This window comes from Microbacterium esteraromaticum (assembly GCF_900163815.1).
Taxonomy (GTDB): Bacteria; Actinomycetota; Actinomycetes; order Actinomycetales; family Microbacteriaceae; genus Microbacterium; species Microbacterium esteraromaticum_B.
In genome coordinates, this window is the sequence record NZ_FUKO01000019.1 from 585706 (window position 1) to 601714 (window position 16009).

The 16009-nt window shown below is 65.4% G+C and carries 15 protein-coding genes and 3 tRNA genes; 12 read left to right on the top strand and 6 right to left on the bottom strand.

Annotation, left to right across the window (positions count from 1 at the left end; translation table 11 throughout):
- Window positions 1–20: 20 nt before the first annotated feature.
- From FM104_RS08260 to FM104_RS08270, 3 genes are all read left to right on the top strand, one after another.
- Window positions 21–1322, top strand: a complete 1302-nt coding sequence (locus tag FM104_RS08260; protein WP_087131053.1) for a threonine/serine exporter family protein — start codon at window positions 21–23, stop codon at window positions 1320–1322.
- A 101-nt stretch (window positions 1323–1423) separates the two neighbouring features.
- A tRNA-Gln gene (locus FM104_RS08265) sits at window positions 1424–1495 on the top strand.
- A gap of 114 nt (window positions 1496–1609) precedes the next feature.
- Window positions 1610–2101, top strand: a complete 492-nt coding sequence (locus FM104_RS08270) for a hypothetical protein (protein ID WP_087131056.1) — start codon at window positions 1610–1612, stop codon at window positions 2099–2101.
- Window positions 2102–2138: 37 nt separating this feature from the next.
- Here the strand turns inward: FM104_RS08270 and FM104_RS08275 are convergent, their stop codons facing one another.
- Window positions 2139–2618, bottom strand: coding sequence for a carboxymuconolactone decarboxylase family protein (locus FM104_RS08275; RefSeq protein WP_087131059.1), 480 nt, complete (start codon window positions 2616–2618; stop codon window positions 2139–2141).
- A 127-nt stretch (window positions 2619–2745) separates the two neighbouring features.
- Between FM104_RS08275 and FM104_RS08280 the strand changes: the two genes are divergently transcribed.
- Window positions 2746–3978 carry an FAD-dependent oxidoreductase gene (locus FM104_RS08280; protein ID WP_087131061.1) on the top strand — a complete coding sequence of 411 codons (1233 nt, stop codon included), beginning with the start codon at window positions 2746–2748 and terminating at the stop codon, window positions 3976–3978.
- Here FM104_RS08280 and FM104_RS08285 read toward each other — a convergent pair.
- From FM104_RS08285 to FM104_RS08295, 3 genes are all read right to left on the bottom strand, one after another.
- Window positions 3950–4258, bottom strand: a complete 309-nt coding sequence (locus tag FM104_RS08285) for a hypothetical protein (protein ID WP_087131064.1) — start codon at window positions 4256–4258, stop codon at window positions 3950–3952. The genes FM104_RS08280 and FM104_RS08285 overlap by 29 nt on opposite strands.
- A gap of 13 nt (window positions 4259–4271) precedes the next feature.
- The gene (locus tag FM104_RS08290; RefSeq protein WP_256971570.1) at window positions 4272–5426 is read right to left on the bottom strand and encodes a TFIIB-type zinc ribbon-containing protein; all 1155 of its coding nucleotides are present in this window, start codon (window positions 5424–5426) and stop codon (window positions 4272–4274) included.
- A gap of 217 nt (window positions 5427–5643) precedes the next feature.
- Window positions 5644–6840 carry an SPFH domain-containing protein gene (locus FM104_RS08295; protein ID WP_087131070.1) on the bottom strand — a complete coding sequence of 399 codons (1197 nt, stop codon included), beginning with the start codon at window positions 6838–6840 and terminating at the stop codon, window positions 5644–5646.
- 166 nt (window positions 6841–7006) lie between these two features.
- On the opposite strand from FM104_RS08295, the gene FM104_RS08300 reads away from it, so the two are divergent.
- Genes FM104_RS08300 through FM104_RS08310 form a run of 3 tightly spaced genes read left to right on the top strand, consistent with a single transcriptional unit; the run spans window position 7007 to window position 9597 of the window.
- Entirely contained in the window at window positions 7007–7783 is a 777-nt protein-coding gene (locus FM104_RS08300; RefSeq protein ID WP_087131073.1) for a DsbA family protein, read from the top strand.
- A 6-nt stretch (window positions 7784–7789) separates the two neighbouring features.
- Window positions 7790–8656 carry a cytochrome c biogenesis CcdA family protein gene (locus FM104_RS08305; RefSeq protein WP_087131076.1) on the top strand — a complete coding sequence of 289 codons (867 nt, stop codon included), beginning with the start codon at window positions 7790–7792 and terminating at the stop codon, window positions 8654–8656.
- The gene (locus FM104_RS08310) at window positions 8653–9597 is read left to right on the top strand and encodes a pirin family protein (RefSeq protein WP_087131079.1); all 945 of its coding nucleotides are present in this window, start codon (window positions 8653–8655) and stop codon (window positions 9595–9597) included. The genes FM104_RS08305 and FM104_RS08310 overlap by 4 nt, the downstream gene beginning before the upstream one ends.
- A gap of 34 nt (window positions 9598–9631) precedes the next feature.
- Here FM104_RS08310 and FM104_RS08315 read toward each other — a convergent pair whose 3' ends face one another.
- Window positions 9632–10117 carry an Lrp/AsnC family transcriptional regulator gene (locus tag FM104_RS08315; RefSeq protein WP_256971571.1) on the bottom strand — a complete coding sequence of 162 codons (486 nt, stop codon included), beginning with the start codon at window positions 10115–10117 and terminating at the stop codon, window positions 9632–9634.
- Between the two features lie 113 nt (window positions 10118–10230).
- Here FM104_RS08315 and FM104_RS08320 point away from each other — a divergent pair, with 113 nt between their 5' ends.
- Together FM104_RS08320 and pepN are read left to right on the top strand one after the other, a co-directional pair.
- Window positions 10231–11421 carry a trans-sulfuration enzyme family protein gene (locus FM104_RS08320; RefSeq protein WP_087131085.1) on the top strand — a complete coding sequence of 397 codons (1191 nt, stop codon included), beginning with the start codon at window positions 10231–10233 and terminating at the stop codon, window positions 11419–11421.
- A 41-nt stretch (window positions 11422–11462) separates the two neighbouring features.
- Window positions 11463–13958, top strand: a complete 2496-nt coding sequence (gene pepN / locus FM104_RS08325) for an aminopeptidase N (protein WP_087131088.1) — start codon at window positions 11463–11465, stop codon at window positions 13956–13958.
- 30 nt (window positions 13959–13988) lie between these two features.
- Here the strand turns inward: pepN and FM104_RS08330 are convergent, their stop codons facing one another.
- Window positions 13989–14627, bottom strand: a complete 639-nt coding sequence (locus FM104_RS08330) for an MBL fold metallo-hydrolase (protein WP_087131090.1) — start codon at window positions 14625–14627, stop codon at window positions 13989–13991.
- Window positions 14628–14793: 166 nt separating this feature from the next.
- On the opposite strand from FM104_RS08330, the gene FM104_RS08335 reads away from it, so the two are divergent.
- The 3 genes from FM104_RS08335 to FM104_RS08345 all read left to right on the top strand — a co-directional run bounded on the left by FM104_RS08335 (window position 14794) and on the right by FM104_RS08345 (window position 15927).
- Window positions 14794–14866: transfer RNA gene (locus tag FM104_RS08335), tRNA-Glu, on the top strand.
- A gap of 92 nt (window positions 14867–14958) precedes the next feature.
- Complete coding sequence (locus FM104_RS08340; RefSeq protein WP_087131092.1) at window positions 14959–15780, top strand: SDR family NAD(P)-dependent oxidoreductase; 822 nt, start codon at window positions 14959–14961, stop codon at window positions 15778–15780.
- Between the two features lie 71 nt (window positions 15781–15851).
- Window positions 15852–15927: transfer RNA gene (locus FM104_RS08345), tRNA-Glu, on the top strand.
- Window positions 15928–16009 lie beyond the last annotated feature (82 nt).

Sequence of the window (16009 nt, forward strand, 5' to 3'; positions counted from 1 at the left end):
GGCAACCGAGGGAATACAGCATGACGGATGCGGGGATGCCGGCCGCTGAGACGGACGTCGTTCTCGGCGACCTCGGTGTGCTGCTTCTGCAGTCCGGCACGTCGGTGACCGATGTGCGCGGCTCGCTGGAACAGGTGAGCCAGAGAGCCGCCCCGGGAGCGTCGCTGGACTTCGCTATCCTTCCGGAGCTGGTGATGGTGAGCCGTCCTGGATCGTCGGCCGCGACCACGACCGTGATCGGCAAGGGCGAGGCGCTGACATTCCGACAGTCGGCGCGAGCCAGCCGTCTTGTGCGCGATCTCGAGTCGGGAACCGTGTCATTGGCAACCGCACCGGTCCGGATAGCGGCGATTCGAGCGACGCCACGGCGCCTGCCTGCTCTGCAGGGCGTCGTCGGCTCGGCGCTGCTGTCTCTTTCACTGGCGGCGCTGTTCCGCTGCCCGTGGTGGGCGATCGCGCTCGCCTTCCTGGTCGGGCTGCTGGTGGGCGGATTGATGATGGTGATGATGCGCGTGCGGGCGGCAGCGGCCGTCGCACCGTTCGTCTCCGCGTTCGTGTCGACGATCCTCGTCGGAACGGTGGCGAATGGGCTCGATCTCGGCCCCGTACCGCTTTTCGCGGTGTGCGCTCCGATCGCGATTCTCGTGCCCGGAGCCCTGATCACCAACGCGCTGCTCGAACTGACGTCTACCGATATCGTCACCGGCGCTTCTCGACTGATGTACGGGCTCATCATGCTGGCCTTCATGGCGGCGGGCGTCTTCTCCGGCGCGACGCTGACCGGGTTGCGGATCGATTCGTCATCCGCGGCTCTGGTCGGAGAAGCAGTGACGCTGACGACGGATCGCGCGGGTTGGGAGGCGCTGCCGCCCCTCTGGGCGACGTGGTTGGCGGTCATCGTGCTCGCGATCGGCATCGGCCTGGCGTTCGGCTCGGGCTTTCGACTCACGCTCGTCTGCATCGTGGTGATGACCGGCACCTACGCTGTGCTCACGCTGTTCAGTCCGCTGGTGGGGAGCGTCGTCGCCACCGGCATCGCCGCCGCCGTGCTGTTCGTCGCGGCTCGGGTTCTGGAACGAGTGACACTGGCGGTGCCAGCGACAGTGTCGTTCCAGCCAGCATTCCTGCTGCTCGTTCCGGGGACGATCGGCCTGGTCGCTCTGGCGAGCTTCGACGCGCAGGCGCTAGTCTCGGCGCCGATGATGTTCCTGAGCCTCTGCATCGGCACAAAGGTGGGCGCGCTGCTCGCTGACCTGGCGCGCATCACCAGGTCGACGGTGTTCCTGCGATGGGTGAAACCTGCCCGCATGGGCGAGCTCTGAATCACCCAACCGCGCCACGCCCGGGATGACGGCTTCGATTCGCGATCGGTGCGTCGCTCCGGTACGCTTGAACCTCGGTGCGAGGCTGCGGTTTTCGCCCTTGGGGTATGGTGTAATTGGCAACACAGCGGTTTCTGGTACCGTCGTTCTTGGTTCGAGTCCAGGTACCCCAGCAAGTTTGAAACCTCCGGTTCACCGGGGGTTTTCTTGTTTCTGGATCCGGTCGGTGCGGACTCCAAGACGTAGGGTGCAGATATGGATCTCACGCCTCGACGGATAGCTGTTTCATGAAGGCGGCAGGCGGCATGCGGGTCACCGGCACCGTGGCCGTGATCCTCGGCGGATTGATAGCGGCCATGACGGCGCCACTGGCCCTGACACGGGGGAGTTGGGCCGCCGCCTACCTCGTGCTGGTCGTCGGGGTGGCACAGGTCGCAATGGGCATGGCCCGGCAGCAGTGGACGGCAGCGGATGCTCGGCGGCACGGAGGCTGGTGGCAGCTAGCGTGCTGGAACATCGGCAGCATCGGCGTGATCGCCGGAACCCTGCTCGGCGCCACGGCGATCGTCGCCGTCGGCTCAGCACTGCTGGTCGCGGCCCTTGTCCTCGCGTTCCTCGCCTCGCTCGCGGCCGTCGGTGACAGCGATACCCGGCAGAGCGCTAGACGGCGCGGCGCTAGAAGGCACCGCGCGGTGCTGATCGGCTACCGTGCTCTTCTCATCGTGCTGACCGTCAGCATCCCGATCGGCGTGATCCTCTCCTGGATTCGACACGGCTGACTCCTGCTTACCCGCGCGGTCTGCGGACGGCCGGGGCTCAGCCCTCGGTGATCAGCTTCCCATCCGTGCCACGGGCCCGCACCGGGTGTTCGCTGAGGATCGAGATGCGGTTGAACATGTTGATGGTCAGCGCAACCCATTCCGCGGCGACGAAGACATCGTCTCCGAGCACGCTGCGCGCACCCGAGAGGTCGGCGCGATCGCCCTCGCTGAGCGGCATCCGCGTTGCTGCCTCTGCCACCGCGATCACCGCGCGCTCCCGCTCGGAGTACAGTGACGATTCTCGCCAGGCCGGCAGCAGGTCAAGCTTCTGCGGGGGGATGCCCGACTCGCGCGCGTCGCGCGCATGCAGGTCGAGACAGAACGCGCAACCGTTGAGCTGCGACGCGCGCACCTTGATGAACTCAGACTCCTGCGCGGTGAGGCCGAGCCGCTCCGCCTCCGCATTGATCGCGGCCGAGTACGCACCCGCAGCCTTCCACGCGTCGGGTGCGGATTTATCCAGGTACGGGCGCATGCGCTCTCCTCACGTGTGTCGGGGATGACCCCGGCCGATGAGGACGTGCTGTCCTCAGTACCATCCTGCAACAACACCCCATCAAGAAGCGATTGCACCGCTACCTCACACGGATGACGATAGAGGTATGGGGATCGGTGCGGATGTCATCACCACGGATGTCGCGATCGCTGGCGGCGGTCCCGCGGGCCTCGTCGCTGCCCTCTTGTTCGCCCGCGCCGGCATCGACGTCGTCGTGCTAGAGAAGCACGCTGACTTCCTGCGCGACTTCCGGGGCGACACCATCCATCCGTCGACGCAGGATCTCCTGGGTGATTTGGGCCTGCTCGACGAATTCCTCTCCCGGCCGCACGACGACATGGCTCGAGTGAGAGTCAGCTGGAACGGCACCGAACTCATCCTCGCGGATTTCACCCGGCTGCCGACCCGCCGCAAAGTGCTCTCCTTCATGCCGCAATGGCATTTCCTCGACCTGATCGCCGACGCCTGTGCGACGCAGCCGTCGTTTCGCCTGCTGCGCTCCACCCGCGTCGACGGAGTCATCAGAGAGGCCGACAGGGTCGTCGGCGTGAGCGCGACTGGACCCTCAGGCCCCGTGCGGGTGCGGGCGAAGATCGTGATCGGTGCGGATGGTCGTGACTCAGACGTGCGCGCCGCGGTAGGACTCTTCCCCAGAGGCGCAGCCCCGGCCATGGACGTGCTGTGGTTCCGGCTTCCGAAGACGCCGGGGGAGACCTGTCCGTTCATTCAGGCGGGTGCGGGCATGATCATCACGATCGATCGCGATGACTACTTCCAGATCGCACATGTGATCCCGGCGGGCAGCTGGACAGGAAGCGCCGACGACATGACACATATGTGCGAGCGCCTGGCGCACATCTCACCGCGAATTGCCGCCGCCACCGGCGGCCTCACCGCTGCCGACGTGTTCCTGTTGCGCGTGCGCCTCGAGCGGCTGCGCCACTGGGCTGTTCCCGGGCTCATCTGCATCGGCGATGCGGCCCATGCGATGTCGCCGGCGGGTGGGGTCGGCATCAACCTTGCGATTCAGGATGCTGTCGCCGCGGCACGCATTCTCATTCCGATCGTGCGAAAGGGCGCACCCGCACTGTCCGAGCTGCGCCGGGTGCAGCGACGGCGGAGCTTTCCGACCCGGGTCACTCAGCGCGTGCAGCGGATGATGCAGCGACCGCTCCTCGCATCGCGAGACGCCGGAACGCCGCTGCCTGTTCCGCTGCGGATGCTGCGCCGGTTCCCCGCGCTCACCCGGTTGACCGGCAGATTTGTCGGGATCGGAGTGCGACCCGAATCGCTCGCCGGTACTCGCCGGATCAGAAGAACCGGCGCAGCACGCCGTTGACGACCCCACCGTTCTCCGCGGCCATCCGCGGCTGCGACAGCCCCTTCAGCGACTTCACCAGACGGTCATCGCCGCGCACGTTGTGCATCGTCGCATCCGTCTCGGTTTCATGACTGTGTCGCTTCGAGATGTTGCGGTACTTGAAATAGATCAGGCCGTAGAACACGAACCCCGACGCGAGGAACACGAAACCCAGATTGCTGAAACTGTTCTCGGAACTCGAAGCCGCGAAGACCTGCGCGGTTGACAGCACTGCCAGAGCGCCCCCGGAAACCATCATCTGCTCACCCTCCTCAACCGAACATCTGGAATATCGCGAAGACGATCGTGCCCGCCACCTGCACGGCTCCGGCCGTCAACAGCAGCTTCTTCTGGTGCAACGGCACGCTGCCCATGGTCTCGCCGGTTCGGCCATTGACGGCGACATAGTGCAAGAACGATCTGCCGTTCGGTTTCTCTTCGTGGTAGCTGTACAGCCACACCGGCAGATACGCCGCGACCCATCGCTGGCCACGCATGTCAACCTGCTCTCGCCCCCAGCGCACGCCGCGATCGTAGAACCCCAGGGTCTTCAGGATGCTGTGCCGGGACACGTCCTCCGCCTGTGTCTGCACGATCGATGAGAGGTCCTCGACATTGCTGTCGCGTCGTTCGGATGTGAAGCCGGCCAGATAGTTGGAGTCGTAGCGCACCGCATTCTCGACATCGAACGGCATGATCGTGTTGATGATGTTGTTCGTGTTCTGCAGCACGTTCTGGTCGCGGCGCTCACTCGACGATTCCACCGTCAGGCCCTTGATATGCAGGTCGAAGTCGCGCTCGATGTCGTAGAGGTCAGCGTCGTAGCGCGACTCCGTGTCATCGCCGCGCTTCACGTTGTAGGAACGGGTGAGGTGCTCGCCCTGGCCGATATATCCGGCGTGCGCATTGATGTCGACCACCATGTACGGCAGATACACGCCCATCACGTTCTCGGCGTTGAACTCCTCACGGAACTTCGGGTGGGCGAAGAACTTGCGCTTGCCGACGAACGCCGCGATCGCTGCCACCGCCGCATCCTTCGTCATCGAGAACGGCAAGACCATGTCGGGAACCGCGCCGTTGGGTACTTGCGTGTTGGTGGAGAGCTTGTTGCGGCACCAGTGGCAGCGGGCTTGCGTGCTATTCCTCGTGTCGATGACCACTTCGGCACCGCAGGCGCTGCACTTGAACGTCAGCACCTGCTCGGCAGACGGGACGATATCCGTCGATCCTGACCCGATGACGATGCCTGAGAGCCGCCCGATGTCGGCTTCTGACCGGAATGTCTCGGACACGCGCTCCGTCGACCACTCGTGGCGACAGAAATTGCACCGCAGCAGGCCGGATGCGACATTCAGACCGATCTCGGTTGCTCCGCACCGCTCGCACTTCGCGAGTCCGTCGTGACTGCCCTTGTCAGTGTTCACCACTCGCGGCGTCGGATCAGGGCGGAAGGGCGGCGGCTGCGCGGGGGAGGCGACGGGTGCCGTCGGGGCCGGCGGAGGCGGCGCGGTCGTCGGCGGTGATGGGGCCGTGGCCTGTGGCGGCGGGGGAGCCGCAGCGGGCGCCGGTGCCGAGGCAACAGGGCTAGCCGGCGGCGCCGTCGGGGACTGACTGCGAGGGTCGATGTTCTCCATACTGGCCCTACAGTCCGAGGACCTTCGCCTTGGCTGCGTCGTAATCCGCCTCGCTGATGAGCCCCTGGTCGAGCATGTTCTTGAACTGCTGCAGCTTCGCCATCGGATCATCGGCTGCGGGCGCGGCTGGTGCGGCGGGTGCCGCCTGAGCAGGTGGGGCGGCAGGCTGCTGGAAGCCGGCAGCGGCGCCTCCGGCCGCGTTCATGCCCATCCCCAGGAACGCCATCCCGGCGCCACCGCCGGCTCCGCCCTCGTTCGAGCCAGCGGCTTCGAAACCACGGGCGGCAGCCTGCTGCATGAAGGAGTTGCCTCGTGCACCGCCGAGAGCATCCGCCTTCTTGACATCACTGAGCAGGGCGCGGGTGTCTTCGTCGTATTCGATCGATTGCAGAGCGACCTTGGTGATTGTGAGGCCGCGGTCCGAGGACCACTGGTATCCGTCTTCTACGGCGGCGCTCAGCGACTGGGCGAAGCCGATCGCGTCACCCTGGATGCGTGCGATGCGATTGCCCTTGCTCGGATCATTCGTGTAGTACGAGAACGCGGCAGCGAGTGAGCCGACCACCTCGTTGAAGAGCTGGCTGGCGGCATCGTTATCGAGGTCGGAGAAGTCGAACACTTTCGCGTCGTAGCTGAGATAGGTGAGCGGAACGAACTGCTTGACGAGGAGGATCGGGTCGATGATGCGCAGTGAATAGCTGCCACGGGTGATCGCCCCGACCTGCGCGCCGAGGTAGGCGTCGTCCCAGTAGATCTCCGATTGCGTGCCGAACCTGTTGTTCGGGATCTCCTTGAGATTGACGTAGAAAGCGAGCTGCTGCGAGGCCGGCTGGCCGCCGAACTTGAAGCGCTCCCACGAGGTGGTGATGGTGGAGCTCAGGATGCCATCGCCCGCGAAGATCGACTTCGCGTTCTGGTCTTCGGACGTGAAGATGAAGCCACCGGGCTCGCCGATGAAACCGGTCAACTGGCCGTCCTGGAACGTGACCAGTCCGTATCCCTCCGGTACGACGATGCGGCTGCCGTTGGTGATGATGTGTTCAGAGCCCTTGACGTTCGAACCGCGACCGGCATCCTGCCCCTTCGCCATGGCAGGAAAGATCGCCGCGGTCGGCTGCAGACCCTGCGGGGGGACGAGGAAGTCCTTCCACTGATCCGCGAATGTGCCGCCGATCGCGCCAGCGAACGCCTTGATAAAGCCCATGAATTCCTCCGTGATTTGCGTTGGCACAACGAGTGACGGGTCAGCAAAGATCCCCTGGGGGAACGGTATCGACGGTGATTAAACAGTTCTTAAAGCCGTCTTAACGTCGGCCGAAGATCGGCGGCGCCCATGCGCGCGGGATCCGCTGGCAGGAGGTGCATAGGCGATGCTCGATACGGTGGACGAGAACCTGGAGGCACCTGTCGTGACCACTGCCCGCGCGCCCCGAAAACGTCGGGTTGCTCTACTCGTCATCATCGGCCTGGCGATCATCGCCATCATTCTCATCGCGTCGCTCACCCGACCCGGCGAGCCGCCCGCGGAGACGGCCCCGACAGCTCCGGGCACGCAGCAGCCGCCAGCGGCCGACCAGAACACCCCGCCGACGGTTCCCGATCTCTCGCGCCGCATCGACGGCGACGTCACGGCACTGGGCCCGGTTAACGCGCCTGTCGTGCTGATCGAATATGCCGACTATCGGTGTCCGTACTGCGGCATCTTCACTCAGGAGACCCTGCCGAAGATCGTTGCGGAGTATGTCGACTCCGGGCAGGTGCGCGTCGAATGGCGCGATATCCCGATCTTCGGAGAAGACTCCTTCAACGCTGCAGCAGCGGCCCGCGCAGCCGGCGCTCAGGGCCTGTTCTGGGAATACAACCATGCGGTCTACGCCCACCAGGGCGACAGTCGCAAAGACCTGCCGCGCGCAACACTCATCGAGCTCGCCCGTCAGGTCGGCGTCGCTGATCTGGCCGCGTTCGAGGCATCGTTGACGGATCCAGAGATATTGGGGGCGGTCGCAGCGGATGCCCAGGAGGCCCAGGCGATCGGCGTGCAGAGCACCCCAAGCTTCCTCGTCGGACAGACTCCCGTGATGGGGGCACAGCCCATCGAGGCGTTCCGACAGGTGATCGATGCGGAACTCGCGCGGGTCTCGGAGTAGCAGCCTGTGGATATCGGATACATCGGGGCGTTTCTGGGGGGCATCCTGTCGCTGCTGAGCCCGTGCTCGGTGATGCTGCTGCCCGCGTTCTTCGCCTACGCCTTCACCTCGCCAGCGAAGCTGCTCTCTCGCACAGGCGTTTTCCTGCTGGGACTTCTGGTCACCCTGATCCCGCTCGGTGTCTTCTCGGGACTTTTCGGCTCACTGCTCGGTGAGAACCGCGGCATCCTCATCACCACCGTCGCCGTGCTCGTCATCGCCGTCGGTCTCGTGCAGCTGCTAGGGGTGCCGATTCCCGGGCTCACCCGTTCGCAGAAGTCCGACCGGGACAGCACCTCGGTGGTATCGGTGTTCCTGCTCGGCGCCGTCTACGCGATCGCCGGGGTCTGCACCGGTCCCATCCTCGGATCCGTGCTCATGGTCGCCTCCATCGGCGGGTCTGCGCTGTACGGGGCGATTCTGCTGGCCGTATACGCGTTGGGCATGGTGCTGCCCCTGGTCGTGCTGACACTGCTCTGGCGTGCATTCGGCGGGAAGGCGATGACCTGGATGCGGCCGCGGATGCTGCGCATCGGGCGCTGGCAGAATTCCTGGACGCTCATCATCACCGGCGCGCTGTCCATCACCCTCGGCGTTCTGCTTCTGGTCACCGACGGCACCGCGGACCTCGGTGGAGTCGTCGGCATCGAGACGCAGTTCGCGATGGAGACGGCCGTGTCGACCATCTCAGCCCGCGTGCCCGATTGGTGGTTCGCCGTCGGGGCGCTGATCATGCTCGCCATCGTCAGCGCGATCGTGCTCCTGCGTCGTCGGCAGGATCGATCGACCGAACCGGCCGAGGACCAGCCGAGCGGAGTTACGCTCGATTCATGACCGCCGACGTCGAGGTGCTGCTTCCACGCGAAGTTCCGCTGGGTGGGCCGCGCGCGATGACCGTCTACCGCACGCTCCCCCAGAAGCACCGCTCGCTCGTCGGCGCATGGTGCTTTCTCGATCACTACGGGCCCGATGACGTTTCCGAAACAGGCGGGATGGAAGTGCCGCGGCATCCGCATACCGGTCTCGCCACCGTGTCGTGGCTGTTCACGGGGCGCATCGACCACCTTGACTCGGGCGGTGTCGCAGCGCCGGTGCTGCCGGGTGAGTTGAATCTCATGATCGCCGGCAGCGGGATCACCCACCAGGAGATCAGCTCGCAAGACACCACCGTGCTGCACGGCGTGCAGCTCTGGTACGCGCTGCCCGACACCACCCGCTTCTCAGACAAGACCTTCGTGCACTACGCGCCCGAGCCCGTGCTGCTGCCCGGCGTCACGGTGCGGGTATTCATCGGTGAACTCGCCGGAGCGGAATCTCCGGTGAACACGCGCACCCCGGAACTGCTCGGCGCGGAAGTGGTTCTCGAACCCGGTGCCGAGGTGAACTTCGATGTCCGCTCCGACTTCGAGCACGCAGTGCTGACAGAGACGGGCCACGTCACCGTTGCCAGCACAGCAGTACGGCACCGCGAACTCGGCTACCTGCCGCCCGGCGCAGACACGCTGCAGATCACCGCTGGCGCCGACGGCGCCAGGGTCATCGTGCTGGGAGGGGTGCCGCTGAACGAACAGATCGTGATGTGGTGGAACTTCGTCGGGCGCAGCCACGACGAGATCGTCGAGTATCGACGCCGCTACCAGGCAGAGCTCGGTTTCGAGCCGGTTGACCCGCAGGATGCCGATAAGCCGGCGCTCTTCGGGCCTTTCGCGGCAGGGCAGCGTGCACCCCTGCCCGCACCGGCGCTGCCGAGCGTGCGGCTGCGGCCGCGCGGGTAGCCCGTCGAAGCGACCGGCCGGCACTCCTTGAGCGTCAGCGGGCCGACACGACGCCAGCGCCCTGGCGCAGCTCGAAAACCAGCTGGGTCTCGGTGGCTCGCACGATGTCATGCACGGTGATCTGCTCGAGCACGATGTCGCGCAGGGCACTGGCATCGGCGACCGCCACGTGCACGATGAAGTCATCGGCGCCGGCGATATGGAAGACCTGCAGCACACCCGTCGTCGCGGTCAGAGAGTCGAAGAGCGTCTCCACGCCGACCTTGTTGTGCGTGCCGAGACGCACGCGGATCATGGCCTGCACGGGTGCCCCGACGGCAACGGGATCGATCTGCACCCGAGGATTCGAGATCACGCCGCGAGAGCGCAGCGACCGCAGGCGGAACGCGCAGGTGGATGCCGGGATGTCGAGCGTCGTGGCTATCTCCTTCACCGTCGCCTCCGGCCGATCCACGAGGTCGGCGAGAATACGCAGATCGAGTTCATCGACCGCACCGGCGCCTCGCTGTGCCGCAACCAATTGTGCCTCCCCGCATCGGACGTTCATTGTTCGCAGAACAAGATATCTGCATATCTGACCATATCGCCGTAATTTGGCTGGACGTTCTTCGCTGAAGCACGCAACATGGCTGTATGGCTGATCTTCCCCTGCACCCTGACACCGTCGCTGTTCACGCTGGCCGTTCCGATTTCGGTGCCTTGGGCGTGCATGCCGCGCCGATCGACCTCTCGTCGACCAACCCGCTGCCCGACATCCTGCACGGCGGAGACTCGTATGAGGCGATGGCCACCGGGGGGCACCCGCTTCCCGATGGCGGAAACGTCTATGCGCGTCTGTGGAACCCCACCGTCGCCCGATTCGAAGACGCCCTCTCCGAACTGGAGCGCAGCGAGGCATCCGTCGCGTTCAGTTCCGGTATGGCCGCCATGACGGCCGCGATCCTCTCGCACACCACGGCAGTCGGAAAACGACACATCGTCGCCGTGCGACCGCTCTACGGCGGCACCGATCACCTGCTCGACTCCGGCCTGCTCGGCGCGGAGGTCACTTTCTGCCACGAGGCCGAAGTGGCCGACAGCATCCGTCCAGACACCGGGATGATTGTGCTGGAGACGCCCGCCAACCCCACGCTCGACCTGGTGGACATCGCCGCGGTCGTCGCGCAGTCCGCAGGCGTTCCGGTGCTCGTGGACAACACCTTCGCGACGCCCCTGCTGCAGAACCCCCTCGACCTCGGTGCGGCGATGTCGCTGCACAGCGCGACCAAGTACATCGGCGGCCACGGCGACGTCATCGCGGGAGTGATCGCGTGCTCTGAAGAGACAGCGGCAGCGCTGCGCCGCGTGCGTGCGATCACCGGTGCTCTCCTGCACCCCCTCGGCGCGTACCTGCTGCATCGCGGACTCGCGACGCTTCCGGTGCGGATGCAGACGCAGCAGGAGGGTGCACGTGCTCTCGTCGCTCGCCTGCAGGACAATCCTGCCGTCTCCGAGGTGTTCTATCCGGAGCTCAGTGACTCGCGTGGACTGATCGGTCGGCAGATGCGCGGCGGTGGAGCGATGATCGCGATCCGGCTCGCCGGAGGGTATGCCGCGGCGGAGGCGATGACGGGGGCGGTGCGCCTGTTCACCCACGCCGTCTCGCTCGGTGGCGTGGACTCGCTGATTCAGCATCCGGCCGCCCTCACGCACAGGCCCGTGGCAGCCGATGCGCGCCCCGGTGCCGACATCGTGCGGTTGTCCGTCGGGCTGGAGAACGTCGACGACCTCTTCGCCGACTTGGAGCAAGCGCTGTCACGCGCAGCGGTCGCCGCGAACGTCTGACCCGGATCGTCCGGCCCGCTCGGACATGACACGATGGAATCATGAGCTCCGCCAACCTCACCCGCGAAGAGACCGCTCGTCGCGCCGGGTCGATCACCCTGCGCGACATCCGAGTCGAACTTGACCTCACCGGCGCACCCGAGCGGGCGCGCACGGGCTTCCCGACCATCACCACGTTGAGCTTCGACGCTCGCGAGGGTGAGACCTGGGTCGACTTCATCGGCGAATCCGTGTCGCGCGTGGTGGTCAACGACGAAGACCGCGACGTGCGCTATGACGGGGCGCGAATCCTGATCGACGGGCTGACGGCGCAGAACACGGTGCGCATCGAGGCGATCGCCGCGTACAGCCGTTCGGGCGAGGGGATGCACCGCTTCCACGATCCTGTCGACGGGGAGACGTACCTGTACACGCAGTACGAACCTGCAGACTCGCGGCGCGTGATGGCCTGCTTCGAGCAGCCGGACATGAAAGCGGCCTTCACCTTCGATGTGACAGCACCCGCCGGCTGGCACGTGCTGTCGAACCAGTCGCCTGCGCGCGTGCACGAGGGCATCGGGATGCAGCGGGTGGAGTTCGAGCCCACTCTGCCGATCTCGAGCTACATCACGTCCGTGGCGGCAGGTCCGTATGCGCGTCTGGACGGCGAATGGCGCCGCGATGAGCAGCAGATCGCCCTGGGCGTGCTCTGCCGTGCGTCGCTCGCCGAATACCTCGAGGGCGACGAGATCATCGAGATCACCCGACAGGGACTCGATTTCTTCACCGATGCCTTCGCCTACCCGTACCCCTGGGGCAAATACGACCAGATCTTCGTTCCCGAGTACAACCTCGGTGCGATGGAGAATCCGGGGCTGGTGACGTTCACCGAGGCGTACATCAGCCGCGGTGCCGCGACCGATGCGCAGCGTGGTGCACGGGCGAACACGCTCCTGCACGAGATGGCGCACATGTGGTTCGGTGACCTCGTCACCATGCGCTGGTGGGATGATCTCTGGCTGAAGGAGTCGTTCGCGGATTACATGGGTGCGCATGCATCCGCTGCCGCGACCCGTTTCACCGACGCTTGGGCACGCTTCGCGAACAGTCGCAAGACCTGGGCATATCGCCAGGATCAGCTGCCCACCACGCATCCGATCGTCGCTGACATTCCCGACCTCGAGGCGGCCAAGCTGAACTTCGACGGCATCACCTATGCGAAGGGTGCGGCTGTTCTGAAGCAGCTTGTCGCATTCGTCGGTGAGGACGCCTTCTTCGAGGGGGCGCGTCGCTACTTCGCCGCGCACGCGTTCGGCAACACCACCCTCGATGATCTTCTTGATGAGCTCGAGGCGGTCTCAGGTGAGGACCTCCGCGCCTGGTCGCGCGCATGGCTCGAGACCAGCGGCGTCTCGGCGCTGTGGCTGGAGACGGATGCCGAGGGGCGGCGCTTCCTCGTGCAGGACAGCGGCGAGGTCGCACCGCGCCCGCACCGTTTGCGCATCGGCCTCTACGACCAGACCGAAAGCGGCCTCCGTCTTCGCGAGCGCATCGAGCTCGGCATCCACGAGGAGCGCACCGAGGTCGAGATTCCGGATGCCGACCTCACGGTGCTCAACGATGATGACCTCACCTACGCCAAGGTGCGACTGGATGAGCGCTCGTTGGCATCCGTCACTGAATCGCTGTCGACTCTCACCGACGACCTGGTGCGCGGTCTGATCTGGTCGTCGCTGTGGAACGCCACGCGCGATGGCGAGCTGCCCGTCGAGCGCTATCTCGAGATCGTCCGCCGGCATGCCCCGGCTGAGCCGAATGTGGCGCTGCTGAGTGCTGTGCTCCTGAACGCCGCGTTCGCCGTGCATCACTACACGCGCGACGATGGACGCGCTGCCGCGCGCCGCACATGGGTGGAGGCGACCTGGTCGGCTCTGCAGTCGGCGGATGCCGGCAGCGATGCGCAGCTGTCATGGGCGCGAGCGTTCGCCACAGCATCCGCCTATGACGATGCTTTCGCTGAGAACATCAAGGCCATCTTGGGCGGCGAAGCGCCGCAGGGACTGCCGATCGATGCGGACCTGCGCTGGCTCCTGCTCACCGCTCTCGCAGCCACTGGACACGCGGGAGCCGAGGAGATCGCGGTCGAGCGGAAGCGGGATGACACCGCGACCGGTCGCACCGCCGAGATCTGCGCGCTGTCGTCGCGTCCCGACGCTGAGATCCGTGCGGCGGCGTGGGCCACGGCATGGGGCGACCTGTCGTTGAGCAACGACCATCTCGATGCGACGATCGCCGGCTTCCGGGCCGGGGGTCGCCGTGATCTCATTGACGCGTTCGACGCCGAGTACTTCTCTCGTCTGCGCGCCGTATGGGCAGAGCGAAGCATCGAGCTCGCGCGACGCCTGGTCATCGGACTGTTCCCTGCATCCGACTCGACAGATGACGTGGATGCGTGGCTCAGCCAGAACGCCGATGCCCCCGGGGCGCTCCGCCGAATCGTCATCGAGCAGCGAGACGATCTGGCTCGTGAACTGCGGGTGCGCGCGGCGCAGGACTGACAGCGCGCAGGACTGAGAGCGCGCAGAACCTCACACGTCGAGCGACGTGCCGGGGTCGAGTTCGAAGAACTCTCCGCCGTTCTGCTCGGTGGCCCACTGCAGGCGCTGCCGATGCATGTTCCGTCCGATCGTGGACAGTCCCATGTCGTGGGTGCCGAAGCATTGGCGAGGCGCCACCGCCAAGACGAAGTCGATCGCTTCGCCGATCTTCAGCCAGGGGCCACCCGACGGCGCAGCCAGCGACTTGACCGTCACGCCTTCTGGAATCGCGTAGGAGTCACCGGGGTAATAGAGATCGTCGTTGACGAGCACGCCGAGGTTTTCCACCATGGGGACCGACGAATGGATCACGGCGTGTTCGCCGCCGAAGAAGCGGAGCGTGAAAGCGCCCGCGGTGCGCGTCTCGCCAGGGGCGACAACTGTGATCTCGTATCCCTCGGCGGCGGCGGCAACGCCGGCGGTGCTGAAGATCGGTGTGCCAGGAGCTGCACGCAGGATGCGATCGAGGTGCGCCGTAGTCCAATGATCCGGGTGCTCGTGCGTGATGACGACGGCAACGATGCTGCCAAGGTCATCGAGGGGCAGCGTGAGCGAGCCGGGATCGATCACCAGCGTCTGCCCGGCCTCATCGATCCGGAGCGCGGCGTGTTCGAATTTGGTGAGACGCATGTGCAGAGTCAACACCTCGACGCGCCGCGCGACAAGTCTGCGTATCGCCGGGCAGAGGCCGTGCCCACGACACGCCGTATTGCGCGGAGGGGTCTCGTGATTTGGAGTCGGGGGAGACGCCATGACAAACTTGTACGGTTGTCTGAAGGGCTTTCACCGGCCTGACGGCCCCATCGTATAGCGGCCTAGTACGCCGCCCTCTCACGGCGGTAACGCGGGTTCGAATCCCGCTGGGGTCACGCAACATGAAGGCCCTCCGAGAAATCGGGGGGCCTTCGTCATCCATGCTGATGATGTTCAGCGGGAGCGGCTGCGTGTTCAGGAGGAGATCGTGCGGAAAGTCATCGTCATCACCGGCGGCAGTGATGGGATCGGTGCCGCGGCTGCGCGTCAGCTGACCCAGGACGGTCACCAGGTCGTCATCGTCGGTCGATCGCCGCAGAAGACGCGCGCGATCGCAGATGAACTGGGTGCGACGAGTCACCTGGTTGATTTCTCCGATTTGTCTGAGGTGCGAGAGCTTGCCGACCAGCTGCTCGCGGCGCACCCCCGGATCGACGTGCTCGCGAACAATGCCGGTGGCATGATGAGCGACCGCGCGCTCACCGCGGACGGGTTCGAACGCACGTTCCAGGTGAATCACCTCGCGCCATTCCTGCTGACTGAGTTGCTGATGCCAGCGCTCATCGCCGGCGGGGCGACGGTGATCCAGACGGCCAGCGTAGCCGCACGCATGTTCGCGAGGTTCGACGTCGACGATCTGCAGAATGCACGCGCCTACAATCCGCTAAAGGCATATGGCAATGCCAAGCTCGCGAACATCCTCTTCACTCAGGAGCTGCAGCGCCGATACGGAGAGCAGGGCATTGCCGCCGTTGCCTTCCATCCGGGTGTCGTCGGCACAGGCTTCGCCGGCGAGACGAACCATGTGATGCGCTTCCTTTATCACGGGCCATTGCGGAAGCTGCTCACGTCTTCTCCCGAGAAGGGCGCCGATCAACTCGTCTGGCTCGCGGAGGGCGATGCCGCCTCAACATTCGTGCCCGGTGCGTATTACGAGTCGCGCACAATCGCTGGCAAGGTCAACCCGCTCGTCCACGATTCCGACATCGCGCGTGAACTGTGGGAGCGATCCGAGTACATGCTGCCGTGAGCATGAAGCAGCCCTGCGCTTCGATTTTGATGCACTGTGGGGTCATGGCATACTTGAACGGTTGCAGTGACGGCCCCATCGTATAGCGGCCTAGTACGCCGCCCTCTCACGGCGGTAACGCGGGTTCGAATCCCGCTGGGGTCACCAATGTCCTGAGTCGCGACATAGTTTACTAACTTGTCGCGGCTCAGGGCTTTTTTGTTGTCTGATGTGTTGACGGCTGACGGGG